This is a genomic window from Cupriavidus alkaliphilus, from assembly GCF_900094595.1.
Classification (GTDB): Bacteria; Pseudomonadota; Gammaproteobacteria; order Burkholderiales; family Burkholderiaceae; genus Cupriavidus; species Cupriavidus alkaliphilus.
On sequence record NZ_FMAD01000019.1, the window covers coordinates 51,107 to 65,810 of the forward strand.

Sequence of the window (14,704 nt, forward strand, 5' to 3'; positions counted from 1 at the left end):
GGCGGCGCGCTACCGCGTCAGCACCTTCGCGTCTCCCTGCATGCCCGCTTCGCGCACATCCTGCGGCACCGCGGGCCAGCCGCCGCCGAGCGACTTGTACAGCGCCGCGGCGCCGGTCAGCACATCGACCTGGCCCTGCACCGCCGCCAGCTGCGTGGCAAACAGCTTCTCCTGCGCGGTGGTCACTTCCAGGTAGCTGGAATAGCCGCCCTCGTAGCGCGCGCTGGACTGGTCGGCATAGACCAGCAGGCTTTTCTCCTGCTGGCGCAGGCTGACCAGCCGCTTGCGGGTCTCGATGCTGTTGGCGAGCGCGCTGTTGACGTCGGCCAGCGCCGCCAGCACCGTGCCCTGGTAGGCCAGCATGGCCTGCTGGCGCTGCGCCGCGGCGCTCTGCACCTGGCCGCGGATGGCGCCGCCCTGGAAGACCGGCTGGGTCAGCCCGGCGCCGATGCCCCACACCTGCGAGGCGCTGTGCCACAGCGCGCCGGGCGTGCTGGCAATGGCGCCGAACAGTCCGCTCAGGTTCACCGCCGGCAGGTACAGCGCCTGCGCCGCGCCCAGCTGCGCGTTGGCGGCGATGGCGGCTTGCTCGGCCTGCAGCACGTCGGGGCGGCGCGACAGCAGCGCCGCCGGCAGGTCGGCGCCCGCCGGCGGCGGCAGCAGGTCGTGCACGGGCTTGCCGCGCTCGACCGCACCAGGCTCGCGCCCCAGCAGCAAAGACAGCGCGTTCTCGGTCTGGGCGATGGCGGTGCGCAGCGGCGGGATCGACGCCTCGGTCGAGTAGTAGTCGTTTTCCGCCTGCGCCAGTTCCACCTGCGAGATCACGCCGCCTTCGTAGCGCTGGCGGAAGATATCCAGCCCGCTGGCGCGCGACGCCAGCGTCTGCTGCGCGATCTCCAGCTGCGCGTCGAGCCCGCGCAGCGTGGCATAACCCTGCACCACCGACGCCGCCAGCGCCAGCACCACGCCGCGGCGCCCGTACTCGGCATTCCACAGCTCGGCTTCGGCCGCCTCGGCCTGGCGCCGGATGCGGCCCCACAGGTCCAGTTCCCAGCTGGCATTGGCCAGCAGCTGGTACGAATTGCGCGGCCCGTCGAGCCCGGCGAACGGCGTGCCGTTGAAGGTGCCGGCACGCTGGCGCGCCGCCGACGCGGACAGCCCCAGCTGCGGGAAGAAGCCGCTGCGCGCCACCATCAGCTGGCCGCGGAACTCGTCGATGCGGGCCGCGGCGATGCGCACGTCGTAGTTGCTGCGCAGCGCCGCTTCCACCAGCGCATTGAGCACCGGGTCGCCAAAGCTGTCCCACCAGGCGCTGTCGGCGGCCACCGTCAGCACGCCGGTGTCGAGGCGGTATTGCGCCGGGTCAGGAGTCTCGGGGCGCTGGTAGTTGGGGCCGATGGCGCAGCCGCCCAGCAGCGCGGCCACGCAGGCGCCGGCCAGCTTGCGGCGCGCGCTCATGACGGCTCTCCCGTCGGCGGCGTGGCCGGTGGCGTTGTGGGTGGTGCAGTTGGTGTCGGCGCGGCGCCCTTGGGCTTGGGCTTGCGCTCGGACATCGTCTCCAGGCCCCAGAAGAACAGCGGGATAAAGAACAGCGCGATCACCGTAGCGCCGAGCATGCCGCCGATCACGCCGGTGCCGAGCGACTGCCGGCTCGCCGCCGAGGCGCCGCTGGCAATCGCCAGCGGCACGCAGCCGAGGATGAACGCCAGCGAGGTCATGATGATGGGCCGCAGCCGCAGCCTGGCCGCGTGCAGCGCGGCGTCGTAGGCGCTCAGGCCTTCCTTGTGGCGCATCTCCACCGCGAACTCGAAGATCAGGATGGCGTTCTTGGCCGCCAGCGCAATCAGTACCGTCAGGCCGATCTGGAAGTACACATCGTTCTGCATGCCGCGCATCAGGATCGCCAGCAGCGCGCCGAACAGCGCGAACGGCACCGCCAGCAGCACGCCGATCGGCAGCGACCACTTCTCGTATTGCGCCGCCAGGATCAGGAACACCATCAGCAAGGCAAAGGCGAACACATAGATCGCGGTCGAGCCCGCGCTCTTCTCCTCGTACGCCTGGCCGCTCCAGGAGTAGCTGTAGCCTTCGCCCAGCACTTCCTTCGCGATGTCTTCCATCGCCTGCAGCGCCTGGCCCGAGCTGTAGCCGGGCGCGGCGTCGCCCATGATCTTGGCGGCCGGGAAGTTGTTGAAGCGCGTAACGATGTCGGCGCCGGGCACGTATTTGACGGTAGTGACGGCCTTGATCGGCACCATCTCGCCGTTGCGGTTGCGCACGTAGACCTTGTCGATATCCTCCGGGCGCGAGCGGTAGTCGGGCTCGGCCTGCAGGATCACCTGGAACAGCCGGCTGTTCTTCGGGAACTGGCTGACGTAGAGCGAACCGAACATGGTCTGCAGCGCCGAGTAGACCTGCTCCACCGGCACGCCCTGGGTCTCGGAGCGCTCGCGGTCGACCTCCACCATGAGCTGGCGCGAGCGCGTGTTGATGGTGGAGTTCACGCCGCTCAGCTCGGGCCGCTCGTGCGCCTTGGCGATGAAGGCGCGCACCTTGCCCTCCAACTGCTGGTAGGTGCCGTCGCCGGTGCTCTGCAGCCAGAACTCGAAGCCGCCGGTACTGCCCAGGCCCGGGATGGAAGGCGGGTTGATCGGGATCACCACGCCGTCCCGGTAGGTGGAGAACTCCTTCTTGGCGTTGGCGATGAGGTCGGCCGCGCTTTCGCCGTCGCCGCGCTCACTGAAGCCCTTGAGCGAGACAAAGAGCGTGCCGGCGTTGGACTTGTTCTGCGAATCGATCAGGCTGAAGCCGGTCGGCGCGGCCACCGCGGCCACCCCCGGCTGTTTGGCGAACCAGTCCTCGGCGCGGCGCGACAGCGCCTGGGTGCGGTCCAGGCTGGCCGCATCCGGCATGATCACCGCACCCAGCAGATAGCCCTGGTCCTCCACCGGCAGGAACGACGACGGGATGCGCGCGAACATCAGCCCGATCGCCGCCAGCATCGCCACGATCACCCCCAGCGACACCACCGTGCGCCGGATGATTGCCTGGTTGGCAGCGTCATAGCGATCGATCAGGCGGTCGAACTTGGCGTTGAACCAGCGGAAGAAACGGTTTTTCTTCTGCTCGCCGGGCTTGAGCAGGATCGCCGCCAGCGCCGGCGACAGCGTCAGCGCCACCACGCCGGACAGCACCACCGATACCGCCAGCGTCACCGCGAACTGCTTGTACAGCTGCCCGGTGATGCCCGACAGGAACGCCACCGGGATAAACACCGCCAGCAGCACCAGCACGATCGCCACAACCGGTCCGCTGACCTCGTCCATGGCGCGCTTGGCGGCTTCCTTGGGCGGCAGGTTGAACTCGGTCATGTTGCGCTCGACGTTCTCGATCACCACGATGGCGTCGTCGACCACGATGCCGATCGCCAGCACCATGCCGAACAGTGTCAGCATGTTGACCGAGAAGCCGAACATGCTCATGCCGACGAAGGCGCCGATGATCGACACCGGCACCGCCAGGATCGGCACCAGCGTGGCGCGGAAACTCTGCAGGAACAGGTACACCACCAGGATCACCAGGATCACCGCGTCGCGCAGCGTGTGCACCACTTCGCCGATGGACTCCTGCACGAACTCGGTGGTGTCCAGCGCCACCTCATACTCCAGTCCGGGCGGGAACGACTTCTTCAGCTCGGCCAGCGTGCCGCGTACCTGCTTGGCCACGTCCAGCGCATTGGCGCCGGGCTGCTGGTAGACCGCCATCAGCGTCGCGGTCTTGCCTTTGTAGCGGCTGCGCAGAGAGTAGTCCTTCTGGCCCAGCTCGACCCGGCCCACGTCCTTCAGGCGCACCAGCGCGGCGTCGCCCGACTGGGCGCGCAGGATCATGTTCTCGAACTCGGCGGGCTCGGTCATGCGGCCCTTGGTGGCGATCGGGAAGGTCAGCTTGACTTCGCCGTCGGTGGGCGACTGCCCGATGCGCCCGGCGGAATACTGCTGGTTCTGCGCGCTGACCGCATTCTTGACGTCTTCCACGGTGATGCCGAGCGACGCCATCCGGTCCGGCCGCAGCCAGATGCGCATGGCGTAGTCGGGGCTGCCGAAGATCGACGCCTGGTTGGCGCCGGGAATGCGCTTGAGCGCGTCCAGCACATAGATGTTGGCGTAGTTGCCGACAAAGGTCTGGTCGTAGCTGTTGTCGGGCGAATACAGCGCGATCACCATCATGAACGCCGACGACCGCTTCTGCACCGACACGCCCTGCGACGTGACCGCATCCGGCAAGGTCGGCAGCGCCAGGTTGACGCGGTTCTGCACGTCCACCTGCGCCAGCTGCGGGTCGGTGCCGATCTCGAAATACACGTTCAGCGTCATGTCCCCGGTGGAGGAGCTCGACGAGTTCATGTACATCATGTTGTCGGCGCCGTTGACCTGCTGCTCGATCGGCGCGGCGACGTTCTGCGCCACCACCTCGGCGCTGGCGCCCGGATACTTGGTGCTGACCGTGATCGACGGCGGCGTGATTTCGGGGAACTGTGCGATCGGCAGCCTGGTCAGCGCCACCAGGCCGCCCACCACGATGATGATGGACAGCACCGAGGCAAAGATCGGCCGGTCGATAAAGAAGTGGGATAGCTTCATGGCTTGCCCCCGGCGCCGGCGGCAGCCTGGGGCTGGGATGGCGGCGCGGCGGCCGCAAACGCGCCGGACGCGGCAGCGGGCGCGGGCCGCGCCGCGGTGGCTTCCACCGGCCGCACCGGGACGCCGGGCGCGAGCCGCAACATGCCGCTGACCACCACGCGCTCACCGGCCTTCAGGCCGGTGCTGACGATCCAGTTGTCGCCGCTCCACTGGCCGGCCTCGACCACGCGCTGCTGCGCCTTGTTGTCGGGGCCGACCACCCATACCTGCTGGCCGCGCGGGCCCTGGATGATGGCTTCCTGCGGCACCGCGATGGCCTGCCTGCGCTCGGCGCCATGCAGCTTCACGCGCACGAACTGGCCGGGGCGCAGCGTGCCTTCGGGATTCGCGACCTCGGCGCGGATCATGTAGGTGCCGGTTTCCGCGTTGAAGGCGGCATCGGCAAAGGTGATCTTGCCGTGATGCGGGAACTGGCTGCCGTCGGCCAGCACGATCACCACGTCGAAAGCGCCCTGCGCCGGGAACCTGAGCGCGCCGGACTCCTGCCCGGTGCGCGCGGACAACACCTCGTTCTCGGACAGGCTGAAGTTGACCCACATCGGGTCGAGCTTGGCGACGTAGGTCAGCAGGCTGTTGGACGGATCGATATAGCTGCCCGCCTGCTTCTTGGCAAAGCTGGACACCCCGGTGACCGGCGACTTGATGGTGGTGTAGCCCAGGTTGAGCTTGGCGTTGGTGACGTTGGCGCGGGCCGCCTCGACCGCGGCCGCGGCGGACTGCTGCTTGCCGGTCGCGTCGTCCAGGTCGCGCTGGCTCAGCGCGTTGCGCTCGGCCAGCGGGCGCACCCGCGCCAGGTCGGCATTCGCGGTCTTGAGCCGCGCCACCTGCTGCGCCAGCTCGGCGTTGGCCGCGTCCAGCGCCGCGGCAAACGGCTTCGGATCCATCACGAACATGGTCTGGCCGGCCTTGACCACCGCGCCCTCGGTATAGACGCGCTGATCGAGAAAGCCATTGACCCGCGCGCGGATCTCCACCTGCTGCGAGCTCTGGGTCTGGCCGACAAAGTCGTAGACGATGGGTACATCGCGCAGCGCCACCGTCATCACGCTGACCTCGGCCGCGGGCGGCGCGTGGGCTGCCGGCTTGTCGTTGCCGCAGGCGGCCAGCGTCATGGCGCACGCCAGCCACAGCGCGCCGCGCCAATGAAATGCATGGTTCACGGATTCCCCTCCCGTCATGGTTTTGCATGCGACGGCTGCGTGCGGACACCGGACTGGCCAGGCTCCGCCGCGCCGGTCCGCCGGCCGCGCTCCCGTTTTCTCCGGCAGGTTAAGGCCCGCGCCCGGCCGGCGCCAATTCAATTCTTTTGTTGACGTCTTTACTGCTTTCGAGACCGCCCGGTCGGCGCCAGGGTTGCGCTGCCTTAACGGCGAAAGCCGCCATGGAAGCCGCCTCCGCGCAGGCCGCCGGCCCTCGCGCCGAAGCCGCCGCCAGGGCCGCGCCCCTGCCAGGCGCCCGCCGTGCCCTGCAGGCGCTGCTGGCCGATCTCGCGTGCCTGGCGCTGTTGCTCCAGCCTGGCGGTGGCGTCGTTGCCCGGCTGCACCGGCTCCCACCCGCCGGGCGTGTGCTTCTGCCAGCCCTGGTCGGTGTGCTGGTAGACCGAGCCGTCGTGGCCGGCATAGACGTTGCCGTTGTTCCATACCACCGCGTTGTCCTTGGCCGGGTTGGCGACAAAGCCGCGGCTGCCGGCAGTGTGCTCGCCGCTCTGCGTATTGCCGGCGATGCCGGCCTCGGCCGCGCCGACACGGCCGGTCTGGGCGTTGTAGCCCGCCGCCTGCCGCCCCGCGGCATAGTCGCCGGTGTAGGCGTTGCCGGCCACGCCGCCGCGCGCCGCGCCTTCGCGCCCGGTCGACGGGTTGGCGAAGCTGCCCTGGCGGCCGGCAGCGTAGTCGCCGGAATAGGGATTGAACGCGGCGCCGCGGCTGCCCTGGTAGCGCGCGCCGGTGGCCGGGTTGTAGCCGGCGGCCGCGGTACCGCGCCATTCGGTACCGGTCCAGGCGTTCCAGCCCTGCGCGTGGGTGACCGTGCCCTGGCCCCAGCGGCCGTAGAAGTTGGCCTGGTTGACGTTGACGTAGTTCCAGTTGTACGGGCCGCCCCACCAGTACGGGCCCCAGTACGGCGAGGCTGCGCCCCAGAACGCGCCCGCGGCGAAGCCGAAGGCAAAGCCTTCAGCCAGGCCGATGCCGAAGCCCGCGCCGTAGCCGTAGGTGGCCGGATAGCCGTAGTAGACCGCGCCCACGTAGGGCGGATAGACATAGCCCGTGCCATAGACCACCGTGCCGTCGGCGCTGACCACCACGCCCATGTAGCCGGGGGTGTAGCCCACCACCACGGTCTGTGGCGTGACGGCGTAGATGCGCACGTAGGTGACGTAGTACACCGGCGAGGTCGGCGGGATGGTGTAGATCGCCGACGGCACCTCGGTGGCGACCTGCCAGGGGCCCGTCGGCGCCGGCGCCGCAAACCAGACGCCGTTGGCCACCGCGTAGTAATGGCTGGCGTCGACCTCAATCACGGGGGTGCCGGTATTGACTGCGTAACTGAGCGAGGTGCCGGTGATCGGCACGAAGCGCGGCGCGCCGTCATATGCCACCGTCAGGCTGGCCTTGCTGCGCGACACGGTGGCGGTCTGGGGGATGGTGGCGGCGATCTCGGCCTCGCGCGCCTGCGGCGTGCCGGGCACCGACACCAGCACGTTGGCCTTGGGATCGGTCGGCGGGATGCGGGCGAAGTCCGCCGGCAGCCGGCTGCCAGGCACGTACTGCCACGGGCCGGTCAGCATCGGCGCGCGGAACCAGCGCCCCGAGACCAGCACGTAATACTGGTTGGCGGCCGGATCGACAAAGACCGCGTGGTCGGCGTTGGCCATGGTCAGCAGGCCGACCCCGCTGACCGGCGCCATCTGCGGGGCGCCGCTGGTCACCACCAGCTCGGTCGGCTGCGTCGCGAACAGGATGGCCGGGGCCCGCGCCGGACGCTTGCCGTCGGCGGGCAGCATCGCATCGGGCTTCATGCCGGCCGCCGCCTTGGCGGCTGCGCTCTCCAGTGCCTTGGGCACGGTGGTCTGCACCTCCCAGGCGCCGCCGGCCGATTCCGATCGGTACCAGTAGCCGGCCGCCTTCAGGAACAGTTCGCCGCCCGGCGCGCGCAACAGCAGCGCGCGGCTGTTCAGCGCGCGTTCGTACGATGTGCCCGGCACGGTGCGCCAGGCGGGCTCGCCATCGACCAGCACCAGCAATGTGGGCGTGGTGGCGAACAAGATCTGCGGCGCGTCATTGCGCACCGCGACGCGGCCGGCTTTCGCCAGTTGCTGCGACACTGCGTAGCTGGCCTGCAACTGGTCCAGGGGCACCGTCAGCCCGTTGGCGGGCAGGCGCGACACCAGCGCCTGGCGCACGCGGTCGGCGGCGTCGGGGCGGGTCGGCACTTCGACGCTGTCGATCGTGATCCGGCTCAGCTGTACCAGCCCGGAGGGCTTGTCGATATCGCCAGTGGCCGAGAAGTGAACCACCCCGTAGGTCGGCGAGCCCGCCTTGTCGCCTACCGCCACCGCGGCGCGCCCGGACAGTCGAGTGCCTTCCCAGTTCTCGATCTGGGGCTGGTACAGCTCGACATGGTCGGTGGCTGCATCAAAATTGCGCGGCCAGGTCAGGGGCGCCACGGCCACCGCCGACGACGCCTTGGGCGGCGTGGCGGCCTGAGGAGCGAGCGGGACCAGCGCAAGCCAGGCCGCTGCGATCAGCGCGCTGGTCTGCTTTATCCGAAACGACATGGGTATCTCCGGGAGGGCGCCGCCTGCGCCGGCTGGCCGGCACTCGCGGGCACGATGCTGCACAACAGGCGGCCCATTTCGCGAATCTAGAGTAGGCCGCCAATGGGAACAATCCGATTTGAAAACATTCAGGATCCGTCAGAAAACGGACAGATCAGCCGCCCCGCCCCGAGGGAAGCAGGGCTCGCCAACAAGACAGGCATTGGGTCACGGCGCGGCGGCGTCAAGCCGCAATGCGCCGTTGCGGCGCGCGTCGGCGCAGCGGGTGTGCATCTTGCATGGCCCGGTGCCGCCACCCCGGACCTTGAAGCCGGCCGTCGTGGCCCTCATCTCTGAACACTCCATCCCGGCTCCCGCCCATGCCTCCACGCACCACCATCCTGACCGCGGCCCTCATCACGGCGCTGCTGCATGGCTATATCGGGCTGCGCCTGTTGCCGGCGATGCCGGTGCCGGTAGCGGTCAAGGCCCTGGCAGCGGTCTGGCTGGCCCTGTCCTGCGCCCTGCTGCCCGCCGGACTGCTGGCCCGGCGCGTCAGCCAGCCGTGGTCGGACCGGGTGTCGTGGATCGGCATGCTCGCCATGGGCTTCTTCTCCTCGCTGCTGGTGCTGACGCTGGTCCGCGACGTGGCCCTGGCCGCCGCCTGGCTGGCGGGGCTGCTGCTCGGCTGGCGCGCACCGGGGCTGGCCGCCGGCAGCGCCCTGGCGGTGCCGCTGCTGGCATTGCTGGTCACGCTGGCGGGTTATGTCAACGCGCGCCGGCTGGCGCGCGTGGTCGAGGTCGAGGTGCCGGTGCGCGGCCTGCCGGAGGCGCTGCACGGCTTCACCATCGCCCAGATCAGCGACATCCATGTCGGCCCCACCATCAAGCGGCCTTACCTCGAGCGCATCGTCGAGCGCGTCAACAGCCTGCAGGCCGATGCCGTCGCCATCACCGGCGACCTCGTCGACGGCACCGTGCCCGAGCTGTCTGCCCACACCGCGCCGCTGGCCCGGCTGCGCGCGCGCCACGGCGCCTACTTCGTCACCGGCAACCACGAGTACTACGCCGGCGCCGAGCCCTGGATCGACGAACTGCGCCGGCTGGGCCTGCGTGTGCTGTTGAACGAGCACGTGGTGCTGCAGCATGACGGCGGCACGCTGGTGCTGGGCGGGGTGACCGACTATTCCGCCGGCCGCTTCCACGACAGCCACCGCAGCGACCCGCAGCGCGCCATCGCCGGCGCCCCCGCCGATGCCAGCGTGCGCGTGCTGCTGGCCCACCAGCCCCGCACCGCGCCGGCGGCGGCGCAAGCCGGTTTCGACCTGCAGCTGTCGGGCCATACCCACGGCGGCCAGTTCTGGCCGTGGAACCTGTTCGTGCCGATGCAGCAGCCGTACACCGCAGGGCTGGTGCGGCATGGCTCGCTGTGGGTCTATATCAGCCGCGGTACCGGCTATTGGGGACCGCCGAAGCGGTTTGGGGCGCCGTCGGAGATTACGCGGGTGCGGTTGGTGCGCGCCGGCTAGGAAGCTGCCGTAAAAGACGAAGTCTTTTCGCGAGCATGGCGCAGCAAAAAGCCCCGCTCAGTTGAGTCGGGGCTTTTGCTTGTAGCACGAATTCTGCGTGCTCATCGCTGCCGGCGGCCGGGGCCTCGGAGCTTTACTTGCCCTTCAGGTCCATCGAGCTGAATGCCTTTCGCGCCAAGTCGGAGATGCGTTTCTTGTTTCGCCTTAGCTCGGCGATTTCGGATTTCGTCAGTTGTACGGAAACCGATGAGGTAGCCCGCTTCATCCGCGGTGAGGGCGTGGGTGGCAATGCCGAAGATCTTGCGGATTTCATCGCCATACCTCCTTTCCAGTTCACGAATTACGCTGCGGGGCGCCACCAGTCTACCAGAGCGTCCTGCGCAAACCAGGATGACTGCAGCGATCACCCCGCCACGGTGACATTGAATATAGTTGGCAAGCTCGGCAAGCGTGCCCCCCATCGTAGTAACGTCGTCGACTAGCACATAGCGCCCATCTGGCACGACATGCCCGGAGAAACTAGCGCGCAGATTCAGCCGCTCCATTGGGTCTGCGCCGGTGTGGAATACCTTTGCTGTCTGCACAATGGATTCGTCGACCGATCCGTCCAGGATATGGTGCAGATACATCGCCAGCACTTGTGGGATGGCGTTCTCGCCTGCGGCTTCTTTCGCATGCGGCGCGACGAAGATGCATGAACGTGGGAGCCCTTCGTCGCGCAACCTTTCCACCAGCCGCGGAGCAAGGTCGACAATCAGCTGTATTGCCGCTTCGGTGCTACCGGCTTTGGCGGCCTTGTAGCTCGGATGCGCCTTGAGTTCGGCATCGGACCGATAGAGGAAATATGGCGACCCGACCGTCGCTGGCAAAGGGTGTTCACGATCCTGCCGGACCTCGCATGGCAGCCTTCCTCCGTGACGCCCAGGTAGCCGTTTTAGAACTAAGAGGTGGATTGACTTTCGCATCCACCAAACCTATCCGGCATCACCCTAATGCCAAAGGCCCGGCGACATGATTCAGAATTTTCGACAGCGCATACAGCCAGCGCCATAAAAAAACCAGGCCCGCAGACCTGGTTCTCTTTCTGGCTCAGCAGTACCTCACCGCGCGATCGGCTTGTACCGGATCCGCTTCGGCTTGGCCCCTTCCTCGCCCAGCCGGCGCTTCTTGTCGGCCTCGTACTCCTGGTAGTTGCCGGGGAAGAACTCGACATGCGAGTCGCCCTCGAAGGCCAGGATGTGCGTGGCGATCCGGTCCAGGAACCAGCGGTCGTGCGAGATCACCATCACGCAGCCGGCGAACTCCAGCAGCGCGTCTTCCAGCGCGCGCAGCGTTTCCACGTCGAGGTCGTTGGACGGTTCGTCCAGCAGCAGCACGTTGCCGCCGGCGATCAGGGTCTTGGCCATGTGCAGGCGGCCGCGTTCGCCGCCCGACAGCGTGCCGACCTGCTTCTGCTGGTCGCCGCCCTTGAAGTTGAAGCGGCCGATATAGGCACGCGACGGGGTCTCGTAGCGGCCAACGGTCAGCACATCGGCACCGCCGGAGATTTCCTCGAACACGGTCTTGGTGCCGTCGAGCGCGTCGCGGCTCTGGTCGACGAAGGCCATCTTCACGGTCGGCCCGATCTTGATCTCGCCGCTGTCCGGCTGCTCCTTGCCCGTCAGCATCTTGAAGAACGTCGATTTGCCGGCGCCGTTCGGGCCGATGATGCCGACGATCGCCCCGGGCGGCACCTTGAAGCTCAGGTTTTCGATCAGCATGCGGTCGCCAAAACCCTTGCTGACGTTGTCGAACTCGATCACTTCGTTACCCAGGCGCTCACCCACCGGGATGAAGATTTCCTGGGTTTCGTTGCGCTTCTGGTATTCCTGGCTGTTCAGCTCGTCAAAGCGGGCCAGGCGCGCCTTGGACTTGGCCTGGCGCCCCTTGGGATTCTGGCGCACCCACTCCAGTTCCTTGTGCAGCGCCTTCTGGCGCGCCGACTCGCTGGCCTCTTCCTGCTTCAGGCGCGCTTCCTTCTGGTCCAGCCACGAGCTGTAGTTGCCCTTCCACGGAATGCCGTGGCCGCGGTCCAGTTCCAGGATCCACTCGGCCGCGTTGTCGAGGAAGTAGCGGTCGTGGGTCACGGCCACCACGGTGCCCGGGAAGCGCGTCAGGAACTGCTCCAGCCAGTCGACCGATTCGGCATCGAGGTGGTTGGTGGGTTCGTCGAGCAGCAGCATGTCGGGGCGCGACAGCAGCAGGCGGCACAGCGCCACGCGGCGCTTTTCGCCGCCCGACAGGTGTTCGATCTTCGCGTCCCACGGCGGCAGGCGCAGCGCGTCGGCGGCGATTTCCAGCTGCAGTTCGACGTTGTTGCCGTCGCTGGCGGCCAGGATGGCTTCGTACTTGGCCTGGTCGGCGGCGAGCGCGTCGAAGTCGGCGTCCGGCTCGGCGTACGCGGCGTAGATTTCATCGAGCTTCTTGCGCGCCTCGAACACACCGCCCAGGGCCTCTTCCACCGACTCGCGCACGGTCTGCTCGGGGTTGAGCTGCGGCTCCTGCGGCAGGTAGCCGATGTTCAGGTTCGGCATCGGCGTGGCTTCGCCCTCGATTTCCTTGTCGAGGCCGGCCATGATCTTGAGCAGCGTGGACTTGCCCGAGCCGTTCAGGCCGAGCACGCCGATCTTGGCGCCCGGGAAGAACGACAGCGAGATGTCCTTCAAAATGTGACGCTTGGGCGGAACGATCTTGCCCACGCGATTCATGGTGAAAACGTACTGTGCCATGGGTGCGTGTTGGTGATGGTGCTGGAGTAGGTGCGGGAATGGCGGAGTGTATCAGGCACGCCGGGACGCGCAGCCTGGGCCCGGCCAGCTTTGGCCTCCGCCGGTACAATCACAGGTTCGTCTTTCCGCTGATTTTTCAAGCCATCGCCATGAGCAAACCCGCCCTGACCCTGAAATTCAAGTGCAAGAAGTGCACCAAACCCGTCACGCTGTACCTGCAGAAGACGTCGGCGTGCTCGCACATCACCCCGTACCAGGGTTTCTGCAAGTGCGGCGAAATGATGCGCCACGCCACCGGCGACAAGGACGCGGTCGAGTCCTTCGTCAATTCGCTCGACAACAGCTGGATGCACCACCATCACCACCACCACTGAGCCGGCCACCGTGGTGAATGAGACCTGGCGTCCCGCCGGCAAGGACCCGATGCGCTTCTTGGGCGGCTATCCGCCCGGCGTGCTGGAGCAGGTACGCGAACTGGTCGCCGCCGGCCGGCTCGGCGATCATCTTGCCCGCCGCTACCCGGGGCGCCACACCGTGCAGACCGACCGCGCGCTGTACGAATACACCACGGACATCAAGCAGGAATACCTGCGCAGCGCGCCGCCGCTGCACAAGGTGGGGTTCGATGCGCGCCTGGATTCCGCGCAGCGCGCGCTCGGCCTGCATACCGCGATCTCGCGCGTGCAGGGCGGCAAGCTCAAGGCCAAGAAAGAGATTCGCGTCGCCTCGCTGTTCAAGGAGGCGCCGCCGGAGTTCCTGCGCATGATCGTCGTGCACGAGCTTGCCCACCTGAAGGAAAGCGAGCACGACAAGGCCTTCTACCGGCTCTGCGAATACATGGAGCCGCGCTACCACCAGCTCGAGTTCGATACGCGGCTCTACCTGGCCTGGCGGGAGCTGGAACGCGCCGCCCCCGCCGGCGGCATCGATCCGCGCGCTCAGGCGTCGCAGGCGTAGCGGAACGACCCGTTCAGCATCCTGGGCAGCACCAGCGTGCGCAGGTTGGCCGCCTGGGCCTTGGCGCACAGCCCGGCACGCGTGGCGGCGTCCCGGTACTTGGTGGCGTATTCGATCTGGAATACCGGCTTGCCCTGCCCCGTGAACGCGGTATAGGCGCCGCACTCGCGGTACTGGAAGCACTGTTCATTGATGGCGAAGTCAAAGCTCGCGGCCAGCTCGGCCACCTGCCCCACATCGTTCTTCAGACCGACTGCCAGCCCGCGCGCATGCGCCTCGGCGGCCAGGAAGCGGTTGTAGTCAAGCTGGGTCTCGGCCGTCAGCGGCAGGCCGGTGCTGTTGGTATAGCCATCGACATTGTCGGGATCGACCGCATCGCAGCCCTTGCTGACCGCCAGGTCCATGCGCGCCAGCATGATGCGACGCACGTTGGCCGAGCGCGTATCCAGCCAGCGCTCACCGGCCCAGCCCGACAGCGCGGCGCCCTGGTCGGCCTCGGTGAACTGGTTGAAGTCGGGTCGCCAGTCCTCGGAACTGCCCGCCGAGAAATAGCAGATCACGCGCCGGCCCTGCGCCTTGAGCGCGTCGATGGTGGCCTGCGGGGTATCGAACAGGTCGAAGTCATAAGCGGTCACCGCATAGCTGGTGTTGAGCCTGCCGGTCAGCTGGATCTGCCAGGTGTCGGTGAGCGCCGGGGCCCAGCGGGTGGTGGCGCTGGTGGTAGTTTCGTTGATGTACCGGGTCGTGGCCGCGGCCGTCGGCGACACCATCTCGGTCTGTCCGCCATCGCCGCCGCAGCCGCCCAGCGCCAGGCTCAGCGCAACCGACAGCATCGCCGCTGCCTTCTTCGCATCGTTGCCATGCATATGTTCTTCCCCCCTTCCCTGTGATGAACCCCGTTCGAAGCGATCGGCCCTGTTGTCGATATGCCGCGGCGGCCGGGCCTGCCGCTGCGTTCCCCGCAATGTAGCGGATTCGCGGCCTGGTCTGGAATGGAGG

At 67.8% G+C, this 14,704-nt stretch carries 10 protein-coding genes; 3 read left to right on the forward strand and 7 right to left on the reverse strand.

Going from position 1 to position 14,704, the window contains the following annotated elements; translation table 11 throughout:
* Positions 1-9 precede the first annotated feature (9 nt).
* The 4 genes from GA0116996_RS27235 to GA0116996_RS27250 all read right to left on the reverse strand — a co-directional run bounded on the left by GA0116996_RS27235 (position 10) and on the right by GA0116996_RS27250 (position 8,472).
* A complete protein-coding gene (locus GA0116996_RS27235; protein ID WP_092318044.1) occupies positions 10-1,458 on the reverse strand; it encodes an efflux transporter outer membrane subunit in 1,449 nt (482 codons plus the stop codon).
* Positions 1,455-4,640 carry an efflux RND transporter permease subunit gene (locus GA0116996_RS27240; RefSeq protein ID WP_092318047.1) on the reverse strand — a complete coding sequence of 1,062 codons (3,186 nt, stop codon included), beginning with the start codon at positions 4,638-4,640 and terminating at the stop codon, positions 1,455-1,457. The genes GA0116996_RS27235 and GA0116996_RS27240 overlap by 4 nt, the downstream gene beginning before the upstream one ends.
* Complete coding sequence (locus GA0116996_RS27245) at positions 4,637-5,860, reverse strand: efflux RND transporter periplasmic adaptor subunit (protein WP_092318050.1); 1,224 nt, start codon at positions 5,858-5,860, stop codon at positions 4,637-4,639. Before GA0116996_RS27245 ends, GA0116996_RS27240 begins: the two co-directional genes overlap by 4 nt.
* A 203-nt stretch (positions 5,861-6,063) precedes the next feature.
* Positions 6,064-8,472 carry a carbohydrate-binding family V/XII gene (locus GA0116996_RS27250; RefSeq protein ID WP_092318053.1) on the reverse strand — a complete coding sequence of 803 codons (2,409 nt, stop codon included), beginning with the start codon at positions 8,470-8,472 and terminating at the stop codon, positions 6,064-6,066.
* A gap of 359 nt (positions 8,473-8,831) precedes the next feature.
* Between GA0116996_RS27250 and GA0116996_RS27255 the strand changes: the two genes are divergently transcribed.
* Complete coding sequence (locus GA0116996_RS27255) at positions 8,832-9,980, forward strand: metallophosphoesterase (protein WP_092318056.1); 1,149 nt, start codon at positions 8,832-8,834, stop codon at positions 9,978-9,980.
* Positions 9,981-10,081: 101 nt separating this feature from the next.
* Here the strand turns inward: GA0116996_RS27255 and GA0116996_RS27260 are convergent, their stop codons facing one another.
* Both GA0116996_RS27260 and ettA read right to left on the reverse strand, forming a co-directional pair.
* The gene (locus tag GA0116996_RS27260) at positions 10,082-10,849 is read right to left on the reverse strand and encodes a type I phosphoribosyltransferase (RefSeq protein WP_244160005.1); all 768 of its coding nucleotides are present in this window, start codon (positions 10,847-10,849) and stop codon (positions 10,082-10,084) included.
* 231 nt (positions 10,850-11,080) lie between these two features.
* Positions 11,081-12,748: an energy-dependent translational throttle protein EttA gene (gene ettA, locus GA0116996_RS27265; protein ID WP_092318062.1), complete on the reverse strand. Its 1,668-nt coding sequence runs from the start codon at positions 12,746-12,748 to the stop codon at positions 11,081-11,083.
* Between the two features lie 149 nt (positions 12,749-12,897).
* Here ettA and GA0116996_RS27270 point away from each other — a divergent pair, with 149 nt between their 5' ends.
* Together GA0116996_RS27270 and GA0116996_RS27275 are read left to right on the forward strand one after the other, a co-directional pair.
* Positions 12,898-13,122 carry a hypothetical protein gene (locus tag GA0116996_RS27270; protein WP_010812270.1) on the forward strand — a complete coding sequence of 75 codons (225 nt, stop codon included), beginning with the start codon at positions 12,898-12,900 and terminating at the stop codon, positions 13,120-13,122.
* A 49-nt stretch (positions 13,123-13,171) separates the two neighbouring features.
* Entirely contained in the window at positions 13,172-13,705 is a 534-nt protein-coding gene (locus GA0116996_RS27275) for a M48 family metallopeptidase (protein WP_035848314.1), read from the forward strand.
* Here GA0116996_RS27275 and GA0116996_RS27280 read toward each other — a convergent pair.
* On the reverse strand, positions 13,687-14,571 hold the full coding sequence (locus GA0116996_RS27280) for an endo alpha-1,4 polygalactosaminidase (protein ID WP_092318065.1): 885 nt from the start codon (positions 14,569-14,571) through the stop codon (positions 13,687-13,689). The two genes, GA0116996_RS27275 and GA0116996_RS27280, sit on opposite strands and share 19 nt — an antisense overlap.
* Positions 14,572-14,704: the final 133 nt, after the last annotated feature.